General features: G+C 71.2%; 18 protein-coding genes. 10 read left to right on the plus strand and 8 right to left on the minus strand.

Going from position 1 to position 19,328, the window contains the following annotated elements:
• Positions 1 to 2 precede the first annotated feature (2 nt).
• Genes MUY14_RS27005 through kdpF form a run of 4 tightly spaced genes read right to left on the minus strand, consistent with a single transcriptional unit; the run spans position 3 to position 4,431 of the window.
• Positions 3 to 614 carry a potassium-transporting ATPase subunit C gene (locus tag MUY14_RS27005; protein WP_247013110.1) on the minus strand — a complete coding sequence of 204 codons (612 nt, stop codon included), beginning with the start codon at positions 612 to 614 and terminating at the stop codon, positions 3 to 5.
• A gap of 6 nt (positions 615 to 620) precedes the next feature.
• Complete coding sequence (kdpB, locus tag MUY14_RS27010; RefSeq protein ID WP_247013112.1) at positions 621 to 2,672, minus strand: potassium-transporting ATPase subunit KdpB; 2,052 nt, start codon at positions 2,670 to 2,672, stop codon at positions 621 to 623.
• On the minus strand, positions 2,669 to 4,330 hold the full coding sequence (kdpA, locus tag MUY14_RS27015; RefSeq protein WP_247013114.1) for a potassium-transporting ATPase subunit KdpA: 1,662 nt from the start codon (positions 4,328 to 4,330) through the stop codon (positions 2,669 to 2,671). Before kdpA ends, kdpB begins: the two co-directional genes overlap by 4 nt.
• On the minus strand, positions 4,330 to 4,431 hold the full coding sequence (kdpF, locus tag MUY14_RS27020) for a K(+)-transporting ATPase subunit F (RefSeq protein WP_155545259.1): 102 nt from the start codon (positions 4,429 to 4,431) through the stop codon (positions 4,330 to 4,332). Before kdpF ends, kdpA begins: the two co-directional genes overlap by 1 nt.
• A 402-nt stretch (positions 4,432 to 4,833) precedes the next feature.
• Here kdpF and asnB point away from each other — a divergent pair, with 402 nt between their 5' ends.
• Both asnB and MUY14_RS27030 read left to right on the plus strand, forming a co-directional pair.
• Entirely contained in the window at positions 4,834 to 6,675 is a 1,842-nt protein-coding gene (gene asnB / locus MUY14_RS27025) for an asparagine synthase (glutamine-hydrolyzing) (protein WP_247013116.1), read from the plus strand.
• A 34-nt stretch (positions 6,676 to 6,709) separates the two neighbouring features.
• On the plus strand, positions 6,710 to 7,018 hold the full coding sequence (locus MUY14_RS27030; RefSeq protein WP_247013118.1) for a hypothetical protein: 309 nt from the start codon (positions 6,710 to 6,712) through the stop codon (positions 7,016 to 7,018).
• Positions 7,019 to 7,046: 28 nt separating this feature from the next.
• On the opposite strand, the gene MUY14_RS27035 is transcribed toward MUY14_RS27030, so the two are convergent.
• Genes MUY14_RS27035 through MUY14_RS27045 form a run of 3 tightly spaced genes read right to left on the minus strand, consistent with a single transcriptional unit; the run spans position 7,047 to position 9,519 of the window.
• Positions 7,047 to 7,502, minus strand: coding sequence for a GNAT family N-acetyltransferase (locus MUY14_RS27035; protein ID WP_247013120.1), 456 nt, complete (start codon positions 7,500 to 7,502; stop codon positions 7,047 to 7,049).
• Positions 7,503 to 7,516: 14 nt separating this feature from the next.
• Entirely contained in the window at positions 7,517 to 8,515 is a 999-nt protein-coding gene (locus MUY14_RS27040) for a Gfo/Idh/MocA family oxidoreductase (protein ID WP_247013122.1), read from the minus strand.
• The gene (locus tag MUY14_RS27045) at positions 8,512 to 9,519 is read right to left on the minus strand and encodes a LacI family DNA-binding transcriptional regulator (RefSeq protein WP_247025253.1); all 1,008 of its coding nucleotides are present in this window, start codon (positions 9,517 to 9,519) and stop codon (positions 8,512 to 8,514) included. Before MUY14_RS27045 ends, MUY14_RS27040 begins: the two co-directional genes overlap by 4 nt.
• Before the next feature lie 125 nt (positions 9,520 to 9,644).
• Here MUY14_RS27045 and MUY14_RS27050 point away from each other — a divergent pair, with 125 nt between their 5' ends.
• Genes MUY14_RS27050 through iolD form a run of 8 tightly spaced genes read left to right on the plus strand, consistent with a single transcriptional unit; the run spans position 9,645 to position 17,898 of the window.
• Positions 9,645 to 10,523, plus strand: a complete 879-nt coding sequence (locus tag MUY14_RS27050; protein WP_247013124.1) for a TIM barrel protein — start codon at positions 9,645 to 9,647, stop codon at positions 10,521 to 10,523.
• A 22-nt stretch (positions 10,524 to 10,545) separates the two neighbouring features.
• Positions 10,546 to 11,544, plus strand: coding sequence for a sugar ABC transporter substrate-binding protein (locus MUY14_RS27055; protein ID WP_247013127.1), 999 nt, complete (start codon positions 10,546 to 10,548; stop codon positions 11,542 to 11,544).
• Positions 11,544 to 12,587, plus strand: a complete 1,044-nt coding sequence (locus tag MUY14_RS27060; RefSeq protein WP_247013129.1) for an ABC transporter permease — start codon at positions 11,544 to 11,546, stop codon at positions 12,585 to 12,587. The genes MUY14_RS27055 and MUY14_RS27060 overlap by 1 nt, the downstream gene beginning before the upstream one ends.
• Positions 12,584 to 13,366: an ATP-binding cassette domain-containing protein gene (locus MUY14_RS27065; protein WP_247013131.1), complete on the plus strand. Its 783-nt coding sequence runs from the start codon at positions 12,584 to 12,586 to the stop codon at positions 13,364 to 13,366. The genes MUY14_RS27060 and MUY14_RS27065 overlap by 4 nt, the downstream gene beginning before the upstream one ends.
• Complete coding sequence (iolC, locus tag MUY14_RS27070) at positions 13,363 to 14,292, plus strand: 5-dehydro-2-deoxygluconokinase (protein WP_247013133.1); 930 nt, start codon at positions 13,363 to 13,365, stop codon at positions 14,290 to 14,292. Before MUY14_RS27065 ends, iolC begins: the two co-directional genes overlap by 4 nt.
• Positions 14,289 to 15,179: an aldolase gene (locus MUY14_RS27075; protein ID WP_247013135.1), complete on the plus strand. Its 891-nt coding sequence runs from the start codon at positions 14,289 to 14,291 to the stop codon at positions 15,177 to 15,179. Before iolC ends, MUY14_RS27075 begins: the two co-directional genes overlap by 4 nt.
• A complete protein-coding gene (iolB, locus tag MUY14_RS27080) occupies positions 15,176 to 16,066 on the plus strand; it encodes a 5-deoxy-glucuronate isomerase (RefSeq protein ID WP_247013137.1) in 891 nt (296 codons plus the stop codon). The genes MUY14_RS27075 and iolB overlap by 4 nt, the downstream gene beginning before the upstream one ends.
• Positions 16,063 to 17,898: a 3D-(3,5/4)-trihydroxycyclohexane-1,2-dione acylhydrolase (decyclizing) gene (iolD, locus tag MUY14_RS27085; RefSeq protein WP_247013139.1), complete on the plus strand. Its 1,836-nt coding sequence runs from the start codon at positions 16,063 to 16,065 to the stop codon at positions 17,896 to 17,898. Before iolB ends, iolD begins: the two co-directional genes overlap by 4 nt.
• On the opposite strand, the gene MUY14_RS27090 is transcribed toward iolD, so the two are convergent.
• Positions 17,869 to 19,263 (minus strand): cytochrome P450, encoded by a 1,395-nt coding sequence (locus MUY14_RS27090; protein ID WP_247013141.1) that lies wholly within the window; start codon positions 19,261 to 19,263, stop codon positions 17,869 to 17,871. The two genes, iolD and MUY14_RS27090, sit on opposite strands and share 30 nt — an antisense overlap.
• Positions 19,264 to 19,328 lie beyond the last annotated feature (65 nt).

Genomic DNA, 19,328 nt, shown 5'->3' on the forward strand with positions numbered 1-19,328 from the left:
TGTCAGTGTGCCCCTCCGGCCGCGCCGCGCACGGCCAAGTTGAGCTGGAGCACATTCACGCCGGGGACGCCGATCCCGGCGCCGGAGGTGTTCGCCTCGATCAGCTGCTTCACCCGGTCGAGCGGCACGCCGCTGTTCCGGGCGACCCGCTGGGCTTGCAGGTCCGCGTAGGCGACGCTGATCGCCGGGTCGAGGCCGGAACCCGACGCCGTCACGGCGTCCGGCGGTACCTGATCGGGCGACACGCCTTCGCGCTTCGCGATGGCGTCCTTCCGTTCCCCGATGGCCTTCACGAGGTCTTCGTTGTACGGGCCCTTGTTGGACGCTCCGGACGTCGAGGGGTCGCCGGGGCCGAGCACGTCCTTCGAGAGAGCCGAAGGCCGCGTGTGGAACCACGGGTCGCGCGCCGGGTCGGCGGGCACCGGGTCGACGCCGATGAGCGACGACCCGACGGCCTGGCCGTTCTGCGTGACGACCGAGCCTTCGGCGTTGCCTTCCAGGCCGGGGATGCGGGCGATCGCCCACACGGCCAGGGGGTAGAGGACCCCGAGCAGGACAGTCATCACGACGAGGACGCGCAGCCCCGCCCAGGTCTGCTTGACGAGCGTGTTCACTTTCGTTCACCCGATTCCTGGGATGAGGCGCACGAGCAGGTCGATCAGCCAGATCCCGAGGAAGGGGCTGACGATCCCGCCGAGGCCGTAGACGAGCAGGTTGCGGCGCAGCAGCGCGGACGCCGACGACGGCTTGTACCGCACGCCCCGCAGGGCCAGCGGGATCAGCACGACGATGATCAGCGCGTTGAAGATGACGGCCGAGAGGATCGCCGACTTCGGCGTGGCCAGGTGCATGATGTTCAGCCCGCCCAGCTGGGCGAAGATGGCGGTGAACATCGCGGGCAGGATGGCGAAGTACTTGGCCAGGTCGTTGGCGACGCTGAACGTGGTCAGCGCGCCGCGGGTGATCAGCAGCTGCTTGCCGATCTCGACGATCTCGATCAGCTTCGTGGGGTCGCTGTCGAGGTCGACCATGTTCCCGGCTTCCTTGGCCGCCGAGGTGCCGGTGTTCATCGCGACGCCGACGTCGGCCTGCGCGAGCGCGGGCGCGTCGTTGGTGCCGTCGCCGGTCATCGCGACCAGCCGCCCGCCTTCCTGCTCCTTCTTGATGAGCGCCATCTTGTCTTCGGGCTTGGCCTCGGCGAGGAAGTCGTCGACACCGGCGTCCGCGGCGATGGCCTTGGCGGTGAGCGGGTTGTCGCCGGTGATCATCACCGTCTTGATGCCCATCTCGCGCAGCTCCGCGAAACGCTCCTTCATGCCCGGCTTGACGACGTCGGACAGCCGGATCACACCGCGCACCACGGTGTTCTCCGCGACGACCAGCGGCGTGCCGCCCTGCGCGCTGATCTCGTCGACCACGCGCTCGGTCTCGTCGGGGAACTCGCCGCCGTTGTCGCGCACCCACGCGCGGACGGCACTCGCCGCGCCCTTGCGGATCCGCCGGTCGCCGACGTCGAGCCCGCTCATCCGCGTCTGCGCGGTGAAGGGGACGAACTCGCCGTGCTCGTCCTGGGCCGCGTGGTCCGCCGTCAGCTCGACGACGCTGCGGCCCTCGGGGGTTTCGTCGGCGAGGCTGGCCAGCCGCGCGGCGCGGGCCAGTTCGTCCGGTGTGGACGATCCGACCGGGATCAGCTCGGTGGCCCGGCGGTTGCCGAAGGTGATGGTGCCGGTCTTGTCGAGCAGCAACGTCGAAACGTCACCGGCCGCCTCGACCGCGCGGCCCGACGTCGCCAGGACGTTGCGCTGCACCAGGCGGTCCATGCCCGCGATGCCGATGGCGCTCAGCAGCGCGCCGATCGTCGTCGGGATCAGGCACACCAGCAGCGCGGTCAGCACGATCACCGACTGCTCGGACCCGGAGTAGCGGGCCATCGGCTGCAGCGCGACGACGGCGAGCAGGAAGATGATCGTCAGCGTCGAGAGCAGGATGGTCAGCGCGATCTCGTTCGGCGTCTTCTGCCGCGAAGCGCCTTCCACCAACGCGATCATGCGGTCCACGAAGGACTCGCCGGGCTTGGTCGTGATCTTCACGACGACCCGGTCGCTCAGCACGGTCGTGCCGCCGGTGACGGCGCTGCGGTCACCACCGGACTCGCGGATGACCGGGGCCGATTCGCCGGTGATGGCCGACTCGTCGACGGTCGCGATGCCTTCGACGACGTCGCCGTCGCCCGGGATCACCTGGCCCGCCTCGACGACGACCAGGTCGCCGATCTTCAGTTCGACGCCCGGGACCTGCTCCTCCGAGCCGGTCGCGGTGAGCCGGCGCGCGACCGTCTCCTTCTTCGACCGCCGCAGGGATTCCGCCTGCGCCTTGCCGCGCCCTTCCGCGACGGCTTCGGCGAGGTTCGCGAAGAGGACCGTGAACCAGAGCCAGACGGCGATCAGGATCGTGAAGACGCTCGGGTCGGTGACCGCGAAGACCGTGGTGAGCGCGGAACCCACCCACACCACGAACATCACCGGGTTGCCGAGCTGGTGCTTCGGGTTGAGCTTGCGGAACGCGTCCGGCAGCGACGTCCAGAGCTGGCGCGGGCTGAACACCCCCGCGCCGACCCGGCTCGTCGTCTCAGTGGCGGGTGTCACCTGGGGTCGTTCTTCGGTGACGGTCATGCGAGTGCCTCCGCGATGGGCCCGAGCGCGAGCGCCGGGATGAAGGTGAGGGCCGCGACGAGCACCACCGTGCCGGTGAGCATGGTGGCGAACAGCGGGCCGGTGGTGGGCAGCGTGCCCGCGGTTTCGGGCACCTTGCGCTGCGCGGCCAGGGAGCCGGCCAGGCAGAGCACGGCGAGGATCGGGATGAACCGGCCGAACGCCATGGCGACGCCGAACGAGGACTGGAACCAGTCGTTCGTCGCGGTCAGGCCGCCGAACGCGCTGCCGTTGTTGTTGCCGGTGGACGCGTAGCCGTAGAGGATCTCGGACAGGCCGTGCGCGCCGCCGTTGCCGAGCGCGCCCACCGTGTCCGGCAGCAGCAGCGCGATCCCGGAACCGAGCAGCACCACGGTCGGCATGGCCAGCATGGCGATCGCCGCGCAGGTGACCTCGCGCCGGCCGAGCTTCTTGCCCAGGTACTCCGGGGTGCGCCCGACCATCAGGCCGGCCAGGAACATCGCGATGATCGCCATGACCAGGATCCCGTAGAGCCCGGTGCCGACGCCGCCCGGCGAGATCTCGCCGTAGAGCATGTTCAGCAGCGGCCCTCCGCCGCCGAGGCCCGAAAGGCTGTCGTGGGCGCCGTTGACCGCGCCCGTGGACGTGCCGGTGGTGGTGTCGGCGAAGATCGACGTCAGGCCGATGCCGAACCGCTGTTCCTTGCCCTCCATGCTCGCGCCCGCGGCCAGCGCCGCCGGGTTGTCCGCGTAGGCCTCGGAGAACCAGATGATCGCCAGCGAAGCGGCCCAGAGCAGGCTCATCACGCCGAGCAGCACGTACCCCTGCTTGGGCTTGCCGACCAGCTTGCCGAACGCGCGGGTCAAGCTGACCGGGAGCACCAGGATCAGGAACAGCTCGACGAGGTTCGACCAGGCGTTGGGGTTCTCGAACGGGTGCGCGGAGTTGGCGTTGAGGATGCCGCCGCCGTTGGTGCCCAGCTCCTTGATGGCCTCCTGGCTCGCGGCCGGGGCGAGGGCGATGGTGCTCGGGCTGCCGTCGGGGTTGGTCACGGCGACGCCGGCCTTGAGGCTCTGCACGACGCCGAGGGCGACCAGCACCAGCGCGAACACGAACGCCATCGGCAGCAGCACGCGGACCGTGCCGCGTGTGAGGTCCACCCAGAAGTTGCCGAGGCGGTCGGTCTTCGCGCGGACGAACCCGCGCGTCACGGCGATCGCGACCGCCAGGCCGACCCCTGCGGACAGGAAGTTCTGCACGGTGAGCCCGGCCATCTGCACGAAGTGGCCCATCGTCGTCTCGGGGACGTAGGACTGCCAGTTCGTGTTGGTGACGAAGGAGATCGCCGTGTTGAACGCGACGCCGGGGCTCACCGCGCCGCGGCCCAGATCCCACGGCAGCAGCGGTTGCAGGCGCTGCAGCAGGTAGAGCAGCACGACCGAGACGAACGAGAAGCCGAGCACACCGGCGGCGTAGGTCGGCCAGCGCTGCTCGGAGTCCGGGTTGACGCGGAAGAGCTTGTACAGGCCCTTCTCGAGCTTCGTGTGCTTCTCGCTGGAGAAGACGCGCGCCAGGTAGTCGCCGAGCGGTTTGTAGACCGCGGCGAGGGCGGCGAGGAGCAGGCCGAGCTGGATGAGCCCGGCCGTCGTGTCGGACATCAGAATTTCTCCGGCTTGATCAGCGCGACGAAGAGGTAGACGAGCAGGCCGAGCGCCAGCAGCCCGCCGACGACGTTGGCCACGGTGCCCGCGCCGCTCACAGCTTTTCCATCCCGCGCAGCGCCAGCGCGAGCACCACGAACACGCCGATCAGCAGGACGGCGTAGAGCAAGTCGGCCACAGGCACCTCTCAAGACGGGTCACCGGGTTCGGTGACCGGACGCCTTCACTCTGCGGCTCCGGGACCCCGTTCCGACCTGCGGCTGACGGCGCCTTGATGCGTTCCTGACACGCATTTACGCCGTCTTTATGGCAGGTGGCGGCGGTCACGCAAACGTTTGCCCCACTGTGACTGCATGCAGTTGGCCAGTGACTCACAACACACCGCGTGACCAAACAAGTGCGGAACGTGCAATTCGGGCAGACAACATCTTCGGGTCGTGTTACACCTGTGTTACCGATAGTTGTATCGGCTAAGCAAATCTTGGGAGAGGGGATCACCTATGTGCGGTATCGCCGGCTGGGTTTCCTATGACGCCGACCTCACCCGCCGCGAGGAAGTGGTCGACGCTATGACCGCGACCATGTCCTGCCGCGGCCCGGACGACGAAGGCACCTGGGTGCGCCGGAACGTCGCGCTCGGCCACCGGCGGCTCGCGATCATCGACCTGCCCGGCGGCCGGCAGCCGATGTCGGTGCACACGCCGAACGGCGACGTCGCGATGGTCTACAGCGGTGAGGCCTACAACTTCACCGAGCTGAAGGAAGAGCTGACGAAGCTCGGCCACCAGTGGGAGACCGACAGCGACACCGAGGTCGTGCTGCACGGCTACCTGCAGTGGGGTGACGCGGTCGTCGACCACCTCAACGGCATGTACGCCTTCGCGATCTGGGACGAGCGCGACGACCGGCTCGTGATGATCCGCGACCGGATGGGCATCAAGCCGTTCTACTACTACCCGACGCGCGACGGCGTGCTGTTCGGCTCCGAGCCGAAGGCCATCCTGGCCAACCCGCTCGCGAAGAAGGTCGTCGACCTCGACGGCTTCCGCGAGCTGGCCGGCTTCACCAAGCGGCCGGGCTGGTCGCTGTGGAAGGACATGGAAGAGGTCCAGCCGGGCACGATCGTCACCGTGTCCCGCGAGGGCATCAAGACCCGGACGTACTGGAAGCTGGACGCGAAGAAGCACACCGACGACCAGGAGACGACGGTCGCCCGCGTGCGCGAGCTGATGACCGACATCGTCAACCGCCAGCTCGTCGCCGACGTCCCCCGCTGCGTGCTGCTCTCGGGCGGGCTCGACTCGAGCGCCGTCACCGGGCTCGCCGCCGCGCGGCTGGCCGAGCAGGGCGAGCAGCTGCGGACGTTCTCCGTCGACTTCTTCGGCCAGGAGGAGAACTTCAAGCCGGACGAGATGCGCGACACCGCGGACTCGCCGTTCGTGCGGGACGTCGCCCAGCTGGTGAACTCCGCGCACGAGGACGTCATGCTCAACCCCGGCGACCTGACCGACCCCGAGGTCCGGCGCGCGGTGCTGCGGGCCCGGGACATCCCGGCCGGCCTCGGCGACATGGACACCTCGCTCTACCTGCTGTTCAAGGCGATCCGCGGCCAGTCGACGGTGGCGCTGTCCGGCGAGTCGGCCGACGAGGTGTTCGGCGGCTACCGCTGGTTCCACGACGAGAAGGCCGTCAACGCGGACACGTTCCCGTGGCTGGCGTTCCGGACGTCGATGATGGACGAGCGGGCGTCGCTGTACACACCGGACCTGGTGAAGAAGCTCGACGTCGAGTCCTACGTCGCCGACCAGTACTCGTCGGCCGTTTCCGCGGTCGAGCACCTCGACGGCGAGTCCGCGCTCGAGGCGCGGATGCGGACCATCTGCAACCTGCACCTGACCCGGTTCGTGCGGATGCTGCTCGACCGCAAGGACCGCGCGTCCATGGCGGTGGGCCTGGAGGTCCGCGTGCCGTTCTGCGACCACCGGCTGGTCGAGTACGTGTACAACACGCCGTGGTCGCTGAAGACGTTCGACGGCCGGGAGAAGAGCCTCCTGCGGCACGCCACCAAGCACGTGCTGCCGGAGTCGGTGGCCCAGCGGGTGAAGAGCCCGTACCCGTCGACGCAGGACCCGGGCTACGCGGCGGCGCTGCAGCAGCAGGTCAAGGAGGTGCTGGCCGACCCGGGCCACCAGGTGTTCGGGCTGGTGGACCGCGGGTGGGCGCACCGGGCGTCCGAAGTGGACCCGGCGACCATGGACCCGGCGATGCGGATCGGGCTGGACCGGGTGCTCGACTTCTACCACTGGATCGAGATGTACTCCCCCACGCTCGAACTGTCTTGACCTCGAGTGCCCTTGAGGTGTGAGCCTGGGCGGCATGAAGGTGCTGCTGTTCGGCCGCAACCCGGCCACGGTCTCGAGGGTGACGGCGGCGCTGTCCGCGGCGGGTTTCGCCGCGGACGGCGTCGTTTCGGAGGAAGTGGTGCTGTCCCGGCTGGGTGTCGTGGACGCGCTGGTGCTGGGCGCCGGGGTGGTGGGCACGCTGCGGGAGCGCGTCACGGCCGCGGCGGTGCGGCACGGGGTCGCGTGGGTGCAGGGGCCGCACATCCTCCCGGAGCGGGACGCGCTCGAGTACGTGCGGACGGAGATCCTGCCGCGGCTGGTCGCGAGCGGGAAACAGGGTTAGCACACTGTTTCCCGCTCACGCGGTTTGCTCAGCCGAGGCGCAGGTCCGCGCGGATCTCGTCGCCCTCGGTGGTGAGCGTGGCGCCGAGGGCGGCCAGCACCGAACGGGCGCCGGCGTTGTCCGGTGTCGTCGAGGCGGTGAAGCGGGCGGCGCCCGACGTGCGGGCTTCGGCCAGGAGCAGCCTGGTCACCTCGCGGCCGATCCCGCGGCCGCGGGTGTCCCGGCTCAGCCAGATGCCCGCTTCCACCGCGTCGCCGTGGCGCTCCAGCCGGGCGGCGCCCACCGCGGTCCCGTCCACGTCGACCACCCACGTGCGTTCCACCGCGGTCGCCGGGTCGAGCGAGCGACCTCGGTGGAACGCCAGGAACGCGTCTCGGCGGGCCGGCGTCCAGCCGGGCGGGCCGGGCACCGGGGGCATCACTTCCAGGGGATCCGCGCCGGTCACCGCCGCGTCCAGCAGGCGGGAGAGCGCGGGCTCGTCCAAAACCGTCAGCGTGATCAGCGCCGGACCTCCGCCAGCCGCACCGGACGCCGCTCGCGCCGGGACACCTCGCACGCCTCCGCGATGTAGAACGCCTCCAGCGCGTCCGCCGCGACGCACGGCGAAGGCGCCCGGCCCGCGACGACGTCCAGGAACGCCTTCAGCTCCGTCGTGTACGCGGGCCGGAAGCGCTCCATGAACCCCGGGTACGCCGGCCCGGGCAGCGGGGCGACCCCCGGCTCGACCGAGCGCAGCGGCGCCCGGTCGTCCAGGCCGACGACGACACCCGACACCGACCCGAGCACGTCCAGCCGGACGTCGTAGCCCGCGCCGTTGTAGCGGGTCATGGACACCGTCGCCAGGGTGCCGTCGTCCAGGGTCAGCGTCGCCGCCGCCGTGTCGACGTCGCCCGCGTCCGCGAAGAACCGCTCGCCGCGGTTGGCGCCGATCGCGTAGACCTCCTCGACCTCGCGGCCGCTGACCCAGCGGATGATGTCGAAGTCGTGGACGCCGCAGTCGCGGAACAACCCGCCCGAATGGGCCACGTACTCCGCCGGCGGGGGCGCCGGGTCGAACGTCGTCGCGCGCAGGGTGTGCAGCCAGCCCAGTTCGCCCGACGCGACCGCCGTCCGCGCCGCCTGGTAGCCCGCGTCGAAGCGGCGCTGGAAGCCGATCTGGACCGGCACGTCCGAGGCGCCGATGCGGTCGATGACGGCCAGGGTACCGGGGATGTCCGCGGCCACCGGCTTTTCGCAGAACACCGGCAGGCCCGCGTCGACCGCCGCGATGATCAGGCCCGGGTGCGCGTCCGTGGCGGCCGTGACGACCAGGCCGTCGAGGCCCGCGGTGAACAGGTCGTCGAGGGACGTCGTCTCGACGCCCAGCTTCGCGGCCGCCGACCGGGCCCGCGCCGGGTCGACGTCGGCCACCACGACCGACCCGACCTCCTCGAAGCCCTTCAGCGTCTCCGCGTGCGCGGTGCCGATCCGGCCGGTGCCCGCCAGTCCCAACCTCATCGTGGTGCTCCTCCTGTCGCAGAAAACCCGGCGGTGGTCGCGCGGACCACCAGGGAGGGGTGCAGCAGGTGCCGGACCGGCTCCGTGCGCTCCCCGCGGACGCGCTCGATCAGCGCCGCGAACGCCAGCCGCGCCATGTCCGTGCGCGACTGGTCCACCGTGGTCAGTGAGAGGTGGCGCAGCGCGGCCAGCGACGTGTTGTCGTAGCCGACGACCGACACGTCCCCCGGTACGCGCAGCCCGGCCTCTTCGAGGGCCGAGATCGCGCCCACGGCGTTGAAGTCGTTGCCGGCGACCAGCCCCGTCGGCAGGTCGGCGCGCGAGTACGTGGCGAGCAGCTCGCGCACGGCGGTTTCGCCACCGATGTCGGTGTGCTCGCTGCGCACGACGATCGGCTCCAGTCCGTGCGCCCGCATGGCCGACTCGAAGCCGCGCCGCCGCTGCGCCGCCCCGGCCGCGCCGCCGCCGTCGAGGTGCGCGATGCGCCGGTGCCCGAGGCCGGCCAGGTGGCCGACCGCCAGCGCGGAGCCCGCCTCGCCGTCGTCGTTCACCGTGTCCACTGTGGACGCGCGGATCGTCCGCGAGACCAGCACGACCGGGCACTGCTTGGCCGCGATCCGGATCGACGCCGCCGGCACGACCGGCGAAAGCAGGATGATCCCCGCCGGGCGGAAGGAAAGCAGGTTGTGCAGGGCGTTCCACTCGCGTGTGGGACTGCGGCCGCCCGTGTTGAGGATCAGGTCGAAGCCCGCCGCCTGCGCGGCCCGGTCCAGTTCCTCGACGATGTCGGCGAAGAACGCATTGCGCAGGTCGTTGACCATCACGCCGAGCACCGTCGACGTGCGGCTGGCCAGCGACCGCGCCATCACGTGCGGCTGGTAGCCGAGTTCTTCGGCGGCGCGCAGGACCGCGGCGCGCCGGGCGTCGGACACCTTCGGCGAATTCCGCATCACCAGGGAGACCAGTGCGCGCGAAACGCCCGCCCTGGCGGCGACGTCCTCCATCGTCGGACGCACGAGCACCTCCCCTGAGCACCGGAAACCCGGGTCTTGACTTGCTGTGACGGACGCTACAAGATTAGAGCGCTCTAATCAATAGAGCGCTCCAACGCCACCGACGGAGGCCCCTTGTGACAGCGACGATCCGAGTAGCCGCCGCGCCGATCTCCTGGGGCGTCTGCGAAGTCCCGGGCTGGGGCCGGGTGCTCGACGCCGCGACCGTGCTCGGTGAGATGGCGGCGCTCGGCGTCCAGGCGACCGAACTCGGCCCGCCCGGCTACCTCCCCCGCGACCCGGCCGGGCTCCGGGAGCTGCTCGGGGCGCACGGCCTCACGCTCGTCGGCGGGTTCCTCGCCGTCGTCCTGCACGAAAACCAGGAAGCCGCCCTCGCGGAAGCCGAAGAGTCCGCCGCGCTGTTCGCCGCCTGCGGGGGCGACGTCCTCGTGCTCGCCGCCGCGACCGGGCTCGACGGTTACGACGAACGCCCGAAGCTCACCGGCGCCGAATGGGCGACGCTGGTCGGCACCGCCGGCAAGATCCGCGACATCGCCGCCGCCCACGGCCTGCGCACGGTGCTGCACCCGCACGTCGGGACGCACGTGGAGCAGCAGGCCGAGGTCGAGCGCTTCCTCGCCGACTCCGAGCTCGGCTTGTGCCTCGACACCGGGCACCTGATGATCGGCGGGACGGATCCGGTCGAGCTGGCGAAGCGGTATCCCGAGCGGGTGGGGCACGTGCACCTGAAGGACGTCCGGGCGGACCTGGCGGCCGAAGTCCGCGCGGGACGGCTCGGCTACACCGACGCGGTCGGGCGGGGCATCTACACCCCGCTCGGCGAGGGGGACGTGGACGTGGCTTCGATGGTGCGCTCCGTCCAGGCCGCCGGCTACGACGGCTGGTACGTCCTCGAACAGGACACCGCCCTGGGCGAGGAAAGCGCCGACGACCTGCCCCGGCGGGACACCGAGCGCAGCCTGGCCCACCTCGCGAAGATCATCGACTCCCTGTAATCCCGGTCCCAAAGGAGTGACTGTGTTCTCTATGAAGAAGCTGGCCGGTGTGGCGGCGATCGCCGCCGCCGGACTGGTCCTGTCCGCGTGCAGCGGCCCGTCCGCCGACAACTCGTCCAGCAGCGCGAGCGGCAGTTCGTCGGCCGCGGCCCCGAGCACGGGCGGCCCGCTGAAGATCGCCGTGGTCACCCACGGCACGTCCGGTGACGCCTTCTGGAACGTCGTCAAGAACGGCGCCGAGCAGGCGGGCAAGGACCTGAACGTCGGCGTCGACTACTTCGCCGACGGCGACCCGGGCAACCAGGCCCGGCTGATCGACAACGCGGTCGCGCAGAAGGTCGGCGGCCTGGTGGTTTCGATGGCGAACCCGCAGGCGCTGCAGACGTCGATCCAGAACGCGGTCAAGGCCGGCATCCCGGTCGTCACCATCAACTCCGGCGAGGACTCCAGCGCGGCCTTCGGCGCGATCGCGCACGTCGGGCAGAGCGAAGGTCTCGCGGGCCAGGGCGCCGGGCAGCGGCTCAAGGCGGCGGGCAAGACGAAGCTGCTGTGCGTCATCCACGAGGCCGGCAACATCGGCCAGAACCAGCGCTGCGACGGCGCGAAGCAGACGTTCGGCACCGTCTCCACGCTGCAGGTCGACATCTCCAACCCGACCGACGCGCAGGCCCGGATCCGCGGCGCGCTGCAGTCCGACCCGTCGATCGACGCCGTGCTGGCGCTGAACTCGCAGGTCGCGGCCCGCGCGGTGGACGCGGCCAAGGAGGCGAGCTCGAAGGCGCAGGTGGCGACGTTCGACCTCAACGCCGACGTCGTCGCGGCCATCAAGGCGGGCACGATCCTCTTCGCCGTCGACCAGCAGCAGTACGAGCAGGGCTACCTGCCGATCGTGTTCCTCAAGCTGTACAAGGAAAACGGCAACACCATCGGCGGCGGCAAGCCGGTCCAGACCGGCCCGGGCTTCGTCGACAAGAGCAACATCGACACCGTGGCCCCGTACGCGCAGCGCGGCACCCGCTGATGACGGCGGCGATCCAGGCCCAGCCGGACGAACGGGTGGGGAAGAAGAGCCTGACCGACCGGCTGGTCGTCCGGCCCGAGATCGGCGCGCTGCTCGGCGCCGTGCTCGTGTTCGTCTTCTTCTCCGTCGTCACCGGCCAGTTCCTCAGCCCGCTGGGCGTGGCGACCTGGCTCGACGACTCCTCGACGCTGGGCATCATGGCCGTCGTGGTCGCGCTGCTCATGGTCGGCGGCGAGTTCGACCTTTCGGCCGGCGTCATGACGGCGTCGACGTCGCTGGTCACGGCGATCCTGGCGACGCAGGCGGGCTGGAACGTCTGGCTCGCACTGGGAGTCTCGCTCGCCTTCGCCCTCGGCGTCGGCGCGTTCAACGGCTGGCTGGTGATGAAGACCGGGCTGCCGAGCTTCATCGTCACGCTGGGGTCGTTCCTGGCGCTGCAGGGCCTCAACCTCGGCGTCACGCGGCTGGTCACCAGCACCGTCCAGGTGTCGGGGATGCGCTCGACCAGCGGCTACGAGTCGGCGGGCGCGCTGTTCGCGTCCACCTTCGACGTCGGCGGCACCGAGTTCCAGTCGTCGATCATCTGGTGGATCGTCGTCACGGCGGTCGCGGCGGTGCTGCTCATGCGCACCCGCTTCGGCAACTGGATCTTCGCCGTCGGGGGCTCGCAGGTCTCCGCCCGCTCCGTCGGCGTGCCGGTGGTGCGCACGAAGATCCTGCTGTTCATGGGCACCGCGCTCGGCGCGTGGCTCGTCGGCTCGATCAACATCCTGCGCTTCGCCAGCGTGCAGGCGAACCAGGGCATCGGGCTGGAGTTCCAGTACATCATCGCCGCGGTGATCGGCGGCTGCCTGCTCACCGGCGGGTTCGGCTCGGCGGTGGGCGCGGCGATCGGCGCGCTGATCTTCGGCATGGCGCGCCAGGGCATCGTGTTCGCGCAGTGGAACAGCGACTGGTTCATGCTGTTCCTCGGCATCATGCTGCTGGCCGCGGTCCTGGTGAACAACGCGTTCCGGCGCCGTGCGGAAAGGGTACGCCGATGAGCCCGCTGCTCGAAGTCCGCGACATCGGGAAGACCTACGGCAGCGTGATCGCGCTGCGCGAAGTGTCCACTGTGGTCAACGCGGGCGAGGTCACCTGCGTGCTCGGCGACAACGGCGCCGGGAAGTCCACGCTGATCAAGATCCTGTCCGGCGTGCACCAGCACGACCGGGGCGAGTTCTTCGTGGAGGGCGAACCCGTGCGGTTCGCTTCGCCGCGCGAGGCGCTGGACCACGGCATCGCGACCGTGTACCAGGACCTCGCGGTGGTGCCGCTGATGAGCGTCTGGCGGAACTTCTTCCTCGGCTCGGAGCCGACGACCGGCTTCGGCCCGTTCCGGTTCCTGGACCGGAAGAAGGGCCGCGAGACGACGAAGAAGGCGTTGTCCGACATGGGCATCGACCTGCGGGACGTCGAGCAGCCGGTCGGGACGCTCTCGGGCGGCGAACGCCAGTGCGTGGCGATCGCGCGGGCGGTGTACTTCGGCGCGAAGGTGCTGATCCTCGACGAGCCGACCGCCGCGCTCGGCGTCAAGCAGGCCGGGGTGGTGCTGAAGTACGTCGCCCAGGCCCGTGACCGCGGGCTCGGCGTCGTGCTGATCACGCACAACCCGCACCACGCCTTCCCGGTGGCGGACCGGTTCCTGCTCCTCAAGCGCGGCGCTCCGCTCGGCGCGTACGAGAAGAAGGACATCGACATCAACGAGCTGACCCGGCAGATGGCGGGCGGTGCGGAACTGGAAGCCCTCGAACACGAACTGCGGCAGGTGGAGAAGGCGTGAGTCTCGAAGCGCTGACCATCGGCCGGGTGGGCGTCGACCTCTACCCGGAGCAGAGCGGCGTGCCGCTGGCCGGCGTCAGCACGTTCGCCAAGTCGCTCGGCGGCACCGCGACCAACGTCGCGGTCGCCGCCGCGCGGCTGGGCCGGCGCACGGCGGTGCTCACCAAGGTCGGGCCGGACGGCTTCGGCGACTACGTCCGGCAGGCGCTCGACGGCTTCGGCGTGTCCCCGGCGCACGTGGGCACCTCGCCGGACCTCCAGACGCCGGTGGTGTTCTGCGAGCTGAACCCGCCCGCGGACCCGCCGCTGCTGTTCTACCGCTCCCCCATCGCCCCCGACCTCACGCTGACCGACGCCGACGTGCCCTGGGACGTCGTCGAGTCGGTGCCGCTGCTGTGGGTCACCGGCACCGGCGTGTCCGCCGAACCCGCGCGCACGACCCAGCGGAAGATCCTCGAAGCGCGCGGACGCCGTGAGCACACCGTGCTGGACCTCGACTACCGGCCGATGTTCTGGCCGTCGGCCGGGCAAGCGCGGGAAGAGATCGGCGGGCTGCTCGACCACGTCACCGTCGCGGTCGGCAACCGCGCCGAGGTCGAGGTCGCCGTCGGCACGGCGGACCCGGACGCCGCCGCGGACCGCCTGCTGGAGCGCGGCCTGCGGCTCGCCGTGATCAAGAAGGGCGCCGAGGGCGTCCTGGTGGCGACGCCGGACGGCCGGTCGACCGTGCCGCCGCGGCGCGTCGAGGTCGTGTGCGGGCTCGGCGCGGGTGACGGCTTCGGCGGCGCGCTGATCCACGGCCTGTTGTCCGGCTGGGACCCGGTGCGCCTCGCGGAGTACGCGAACGCCGCGGGCGCGCTCGTCGCGTCCCGGCTGGCCTGCGCCGACGCCATGCCGACCGCCGAGGAGATCGAGGAGCTGCTGTGATCCTCACCGACGAGCGCTGGCGCGAACTCCTCCACACCCGGGCGACGAACCCGGGCGCGGTCCGCCAGGCCTACGCGACCCGCAGACGCCGTTCGAAGCTGCTGTCCGACAACGGCACCCTGTTCCTCGTCGCGGCCGACCACCCGGCCCGCGGAGCACTGGGCGTCGGCGAGGACCCGCTCGCCATGGCCGACCGGCGGACCCTGCTGGACCGGCTGCTCGCCGCCCTCGCCAACCCGGCCGTCGACGGCATCCTCGGCACTCCCGACGTCGTCGAGGAGCTCCTCCTGCTCGGCGCGCTGCACGACAAGGTCGTGTTCGGTTCGATGAACCGCGGCGGCCTGGCCGGCGCGGACTGGGAGATCGACGACCGGTTCACCGGCTACGACGCCCGCACGCTCGTCGACTGCGGGCTCGACGGCGGCAAGATGCTGCTGCGGCTCGTCGACGCCGACCCCGGCACGATCCCGACGCTGCAGGCGTGCGCCGACGCCGTCACCGAGCTGGCGGCGTACGGGCTGGTGGCGATGATCGAGCCGCTCCCCTACCGCCGGGACGACGGGAAACTGGTGCTGCAGAAGGATCCCGTGTCCCTGGCGCGGGCCGTCACGGTGGCCTCCGGCCTCGGCGCGACGTCCGCGCACACCTGGCTCAAGCTGCCCTCGACCGACTCCGCCGAGGTCCTCGGCGCGACGACGCTGCCGGTGGTCGTGCTCGGCGGGGTGCCCTCCGGCGACCCGGCCGCCGACCTGGCCTCGTGGGGCCGGACGCTGCGCCACGACGTCGTGCGCGGCCTGGTCGTCGGCCGCACCCTGCTCTACCCGCCCGACGGTGACGTCGGTGCGGCCGTCGAAGCCGCCGCGAAGGTACTGGAGGCCGCGAAGTGAGCAAGCTCCACCGTCCACTCGGGACACTGTCCGACGACACCGACCCGGTCCGGCTCACCCCGGACAGCGCGGGCTGGACCTACACCGGGCTGCGGGTGCTGTCCCTGGCGCCGGGCGAGACGCGGATCCTGCACACCGGCGAGTTCGAGGCGTTCGTGCTGCCCCTGGCCGGTTCCGCCACGGTCCGCGTCGACGGGCAGGTCTTCGAGCTACGCGGCCGCGAGTCCGTCTTCACCCGCGTGACGGACTTCGCCTACGTGCCCCGCGACGCCGAAGTCGAGTTGTCGACAACGGACGGTCTGGAGGTCGCGCTCCCGATGGCGCGCTGCACCCGCCGCCTCGCCGCGAAGTACGGCCCGGCCGAGGACGTCCCGGTCGAGGTCCGTGGCGCCGGGCAGGCGACGCGGCAGGTGACCAACTTCGGGGTGCCCGGGGTCTGGGACCACGCCGACAAGCTCAACGCGTGCGAGCTGATCACCCCGGGCGGGAACTGGTCGTCGTACCCGCCGCACAAGCACGACGAGGCGACCGAGTGCGAGGTCGTCAACGAGGAGATCTACTACTTCCGGATCGCCGGCCGCGACGGCGTGACGCCGTCCCGTGAGGGCTTCGGCCTGCACCGCACGTACACCGCCGACGGCGACCTGGACGAAGACGTAGCCGTGCGCGACCACGACGTGTTCCTGATCCCGCGCGGCTACCACGGCCCGTGCGTGGCCGCGCCGGGTTACCCGATGTACTACCTGAACGTCCTGGCCGGGCCGGCCGAAGAGCGGTCCATGGCGTTCTGCGACGACCCCGCGCACAGCTGGGTCCGCGGCACGTGGGCGTCGCAGGACCTCGACCCGCGGTGCCCCGTCACGAGTCACGAAGGACGTGTTCAGTGAAGCTGACGACGGCTCAGGCGCTGGTCCGCTGGATCCTGGCGCAGCGCTCCGAAACCCTGGACGGGCGCGAAGTCCCGCTCTTCCCCGGCGTCTTCGCGATCTTCGGGCACGGGAACGTCCTCGGCCTCGGGACGGCCCTGGAAGAACACCGCGGCGAGCTGCCCGTCTGGCGCGGGCACACCGAGCAGGGCATGGCGCTGGCCGCGGTCGGGCTGGCGAAGGCCACGCACCGGCGGCAGGTCGGCGTCGCGACGTCGTCGATCGGGCCGGGCGCGCTGAACATGGTCACCGCGGCCGGGGTCGCGCACGCGAACCGGCTGCCGGTGCTGCTGCTGCCGGGCGACACGTTCACCAGCCGCGCGCCGGACCCGGTGCTGCAGCAGATCGAGCCGTTCGGCGACGCGACCGCGACGGTGAACGACGCCTTCCGCGCGGTCTCGCGCTACTTCGACCGGATCAGCAGGCCCGAGCAGCTGATCTCGACGTTGCCGCAGGTCGCGCGGGTGCTCACGGACCCGGCGGACAGCGGGCCGGTGGTGCTGGCGCTGCCGCAGGACGTCCAGGCGGAGACGTACGACTTCCCGGACGCGCTGTTCGCCCCGGTGACCCACCGGCCGTTGCGCCCGCGCCCGGACCGCCGTTCGGTCACCGAGGCGGCAGGCGTCCTGCGGGCTTCCCAGCGGCCGCTGCTGGTGCTGGGTGGCGGGGTCCGGTACTCGGGTGCGGCGCGCCGGGCCCTCGACTTCGCCGAGCGGCACGGGATCCCGGTCGTGGAGACCACGGCGGGCCGGACGCTGGTGCCGCACGCGCACCCCCTGCACGCGGGGCCGCTGGGCGTCACGGGCTCGTCGTCGGCGAACGTCCTGGCGGCCGGGGCGGACGTGGTCCTGGCCGTCGGCACGCGGCTGCAGGACTTCACGACGGCGTCGTGGACGGTGTTCTCCCCCGACGTCCGGCTGGTGTCGCTGAACGCGGCCCGCTTCGACGCCGTCAAGCACGGCGCCCTGTCCGTGACCGGGGACGCCGACGCGGGCCTGACGGACCTCGCCGCCCAGCTGGAGAGCTGGCGGGTGGACCCGGCGTGGACGTCACGGGCTTCGGCGGAACGCGCTTCCTGGGACGCGCACATCGATTCGTTGCGGTCGGCCGCGGCGGAAGTCCCGTCCTACGCGCAGGTCGTCGGGGTGGTGAACGACCTCTCGGCCGGCGGCGACTACGTCATGACGGCGTCCGGCGGGCTGCCGGGCGAGCTGATCGGCGGCTGGCGAGGGTCCGGTTCGGTGTCGATGGACGTCGAGTACGGGTTCTCGTGCATGGGGTACGAGCTGTCCGGCGCGTGGGGTGCGGCGATCGCGTGGCCCGGCCTGGTGACGACGCTCCTGGGCGACGGCTCGTACCTGATGCTGAACTCGGAACTGTTCTCGGCGGCGTTCGCGGGGCACCCGTTCGTCGCGGTCGTCTGCGACAACGACGGCTACGCGGTGATCGCGCGGCTCCAGGAGGGGCAGGGCGGGAAGCCGTTCAACAACTTCTACGCCGACTGCACGACTTCGCACGCTTCCCCACCCCGGGTGGACTTCGCGCGGCACGCGGAGTCGCTGGGGTGCCTGGTCTTCACGGCGTCCACAGTGGACTCGCTGCGGACGGCTTACGCGTCGGCCCGGGAGGCGTCGGTGGCCGGACGGCGGCCGGCGGTCGTCGTGGTGAAGACGCAGCCGTCGACGTGGACCGAAGCCGGAGCCTGGTGGGAGGTCGGCGTGCCCGAGCACCTCGCGGGCCGGGACGAGTACGAGCGGAGCAAGTCAGGACAGCTGCGCTACCTGCGTCCGTAGGCCGGCCCGGACCCGCGGCCGCAAGGTGAAGCCGCTCGGCTTGAGCGTGAGGGACTCCACGATCTTCAGCTCGTACGCCGGATCCACGTCGAAGTCGTAGCGCTGCAGCACCACGCCCAGCGCCAAAACGGCCTCGTGCAAGGCGAACTGGCGGCCGATGCAGGCGCGCTCACCCGTGCCGAACGGCTTGTACGCCTGCGCCGGGCGCTTCTTCACCGCGGCGGGCTCGAAGCGGTCCGGGTCGAACGCCTCCGGGTCGTCACCCCAGGCCGCCGGGTCGCGGTGCACCAGCGGGAGCGGGACGATCACCCAGTCGCCCTTGCGCATCCGGTACTTCCCGCCGAGCACGACGTCTTCGCGTGCTTCGCGGGAGTAGCCGGGCGCGGTCGGCCAGAGGCGCATCGCCTCGTCCAGCACGCGGCGGACGTACCGCAGCTTCGCGACGTCGGCGAACCCCGGCTCGCGCTCACCCCACACCGCGTCGACCTCGGCACGGGCCTTCGCCAGCAGTTCGGGGTGGCGGGTCAGGTAGTACAGCGCGAACGACAGCGCGCCGGACGTCGTTTCGTGGCCGGCGACGACGAACGTGATCGCCTGGTTGCGGATGTTCACCGGGTCGAGGCGCTCCCCCGTCACCGGGTGGCCTTCGGTGAGCATCAGGCCGAGCAGGTCGCGGCTCTCCTCGCCGCTGCCGCGGCGCCCGGCGATGACCTCGTCGACCAGGTCCGTCATCACCGCGATGTCGGCGCGGTTCTGCTCCGGCGTCCCGGCGATCGCGCGCCGGACGAAGGGCAGCTTGACGTTCTGCAGCTGCGCGTACCGCAGCGCGCGGATCATCGCCGTCACGAACGGGTGCCGTTCGGCGCGCTCGAACGAGCCGAACCGGTAGCCGAAGCCGGCGCGGCCGATGGTCTCCAGGGTCAGCCGGGTCATGTCGGCCGAGACGTCGACCGGGCCGCTCGCCGCGTCCCAGGCGGCCACGAGCTCGCGGGCGACGTCGAGCATGATCGGGTGGTAGCGGCGCATCGCCTCGGCGGAGAACGCCGGCTGCAGGATGTCGTGCGCCAGCCGCCAGTTCGGCTCGTGGGTGTGGGCGGTGAACAGGCCGTCGCCGCCGAGCGCGCGCAGGTTCTCCACGCCCATGCCGACGTGCTTGCCGAACTTCGCTTCGTCGTTCAGCTCTGTGACCAGGTCTACGCCGCCGACGAGGACGATCTCGAAGCCGAACACCTTGCGGGTGAAGATCGGCCCGAGCCGCTTGCCGATGCGCACGGTGTCCTGCAGCGGCGTGCGCGGGTTGGCCCCGATCAGGTCGCCGATCACCGGCAGGCGGCCCGGCCGGTGCGGAATCCCGCTGGTGTCCACGGCAGCTCCTTGTTGAACCCGGATCCAATAGACTCACGATCCCCCCGCTACTGAACCCGTGTCAA

Origin of the sequence: Amycolatopsis sp. FBCC-B4732, assembly GCF_023008405.1 — a bacterium.
GTDB classification, from domain to species: Bacteria; Actinomycetota; Actinomycetes; order Mycobacteriales; family Pseudonocardiaceae; genus Amycolatopsis; species Amycolatopsis pretoriensis_A.

Bases quoted from the DNA above. Each gene is read 5' to 3' on its own strand.
- MUY14_RS27045 (WP_247025253.1), bottom strand. From the start codon at position 9,519: ATGGAGGACGTCGCCGCCAGGGCGGGCGTTTCGCGCGCACTGGTCTCC.
- MUY14_RS27040 (WP_247013122.1), bottom strand. From the start codon at position 8,515: ATGAGGTTGGGACTGGCGGGCACCGGCCGGATCGGCACCGCGCACGCG.
- MUY14_RS27030 (WP_247013118.1), top strand. From the start codon at position 6,710: ATGAAGGTGCTGCTGTTCGGCCGCAACCCGGCCACGGTCTCGAGGGTG.
- MUY14_RS27065 (WP_247013131.1), top strand. From the start codon at position 12,584: ATGAGCCCGCTGCTCGAAGTCCGCGACATCGGGAAGACCTACGGCAGC.
- MUY14_RS27060 (WP_247013129.1), top strand. From the start codon at position 11,544: ATGACGGCGGCGATCCAGGCCCAGCCGGACGAACGGGTGGGGAAGAAG.
- asnB (WP_247013116.1), top strand. From the start codon at position 4,834: ATGTGCGGTATCGCCGGCTGGGTTTCCTATGACGCCGACCTCACCCGC.
- kdpB (WP_247013112.1), bottom strand. From the start codon at position 2,672: ATGACCGTCACCGAAGAACGACCCCAGGTGACACCCGCCACTGAGACG.
- kdpA (WP_247013114.1), bottom strand. From the start codon at position 4,330: ATGTCCGACACGACGGCCGGGCTCATCCAGCTCGGCCTGCTCCTCGCC.